This is a genomic window from Psychrobacter sp. C 20.9 (assembly GCF_001921765.1).
In the GTDB taxonomy this organism is placed as follows: Bacteria; Pseudomonadota; Gammaproteobacteria; order Pseudomonadales; family Moraxellaceae; genus Psychrobacter; species Psychrobacter piscatorii_B.
The window spans coordinates 1-1,373 of sequence record NZ_MRYC01000036.1 but is presented as its reverse complement, the minus strand read 5'-3'; the positions used below and the strand labels follow the sequence as shown (position 1 = coordinate 1,373).

General features: G+C 48.6%; 1 protein-coding gene. It reads right to left on the bottom strand.

Annotated elements, in window-relative coordinates; genetic code table 11:
* Nucleotides 1–1,370: Na+/H+ antiporter NhaC family protein (locus BTW00_RS13700; RefSeq protein WP_075107866.1), on the bottom strand; the 1,370-nt coding region annotated here is incomplete at its 3' end.
* Nucleotides 1,371–1,373: the final 3 nt, after the last annotated feature.

Here is a 1,373-nt window from a genome sequence, read left to right as displayed (position 1 = left end):
CTAATCGTCAGCCCCGTAAAGCCAAACAGCAGTGTTAATAGCAATGACAAATAACAGAAGAACGCATACGGCAAATACTCTAATACCGGCACCCCTAACGCCTGACTGATAAACACCCCGCACACACTCCATGGCACTAATGGATTGATCACCGTTCCTGCATCCTCAATCGTCCGAGACAAATTCTTTGGATGCAGGTGCAAACGCTCAAACGTTGACCGAAATGCCGTACCGGATAATAAAATACTCAAATACTGCTCACCGATCAGCACATTAATGCTCAGTGCCGACATCGCTGCCGCAAAGATCGCCCGTCCTGATGTCGTAAGCGTATCTTTAATACCAGACAGTAGTGCTGGCAGTATTCCTAATGCCGTTAATAGACCACCCAAACTCAATGCCAGTATCACAATCGCTTGGGTAAAGAACATACTCTGTACACCGCCGCGCGACAGCATACCGCCTACTTCCCCCAGCTCTAATGACTCAGCAGGGGCGTAGCCGGCAAACAGATAACCACCCAATTGACTAAAGCTTGGTGAACTGTGCATATAAGTAATGATCAGTGCTGCGGCAATCGTACAGATAATCGTATAAATCGCATTGACCCGAAACAATGCCAATCCTACCAATATCACAAAGGGTAATACCGAATACCCATGCACCAGACCACTCTCTATTAGCTGTCCTTGTAGTATGGTCACTTGACTCAGATCAGCACTGACCGTCTGTCCTGAGAATATCCAGAACAAGATCACCGTAAGTATCCACGCAGGTACTGTCGTATACATCATGTTGCGAATGTGCTCAAACAGATCAATACCCACCACAGAGGAGGCAATGGTACAGGTATCCGACAAGGGCGACATCTTATCACCAAAGAACGCACCTGATACCACCGCCCCAGCCGCTATCGCCACATTGGCATCAAAGGCATTACTCATGCCAATAAAGGCCACTCCCAGTGTGGCAGCGGTGGTCAAGCTACTACCCAAGGCAATACCAATAATGGACGTCAAGATAAAGGCGGAGATATAGTAGTACTCAGGAGAGATGAGCTGAAAACCAAAGTACATCAAGGTGGGTATGGCCCCTGACATCATGAGGGCGGCGACCATGAGGCCAATAAAGAAGAACAAATAGATGGCACCGATACCGCGCATAACGCCTGAGGCCATTTGTGCTTGCATGTCGTTAAAGCTGAGTCCTTTGGTCATACCGATAGCCAGCAATACGCAGATAGCAAGAATAAGAGACAGGTGCGGTACCCAGCCAAAGCCGATCATGGTAATACCCATGATGGCGATGACGATGGCTGAGATAATAAAGGCGAGCTGGGCGCTGATCTGGGTGAGCGGTTTTGGTGGCATGAC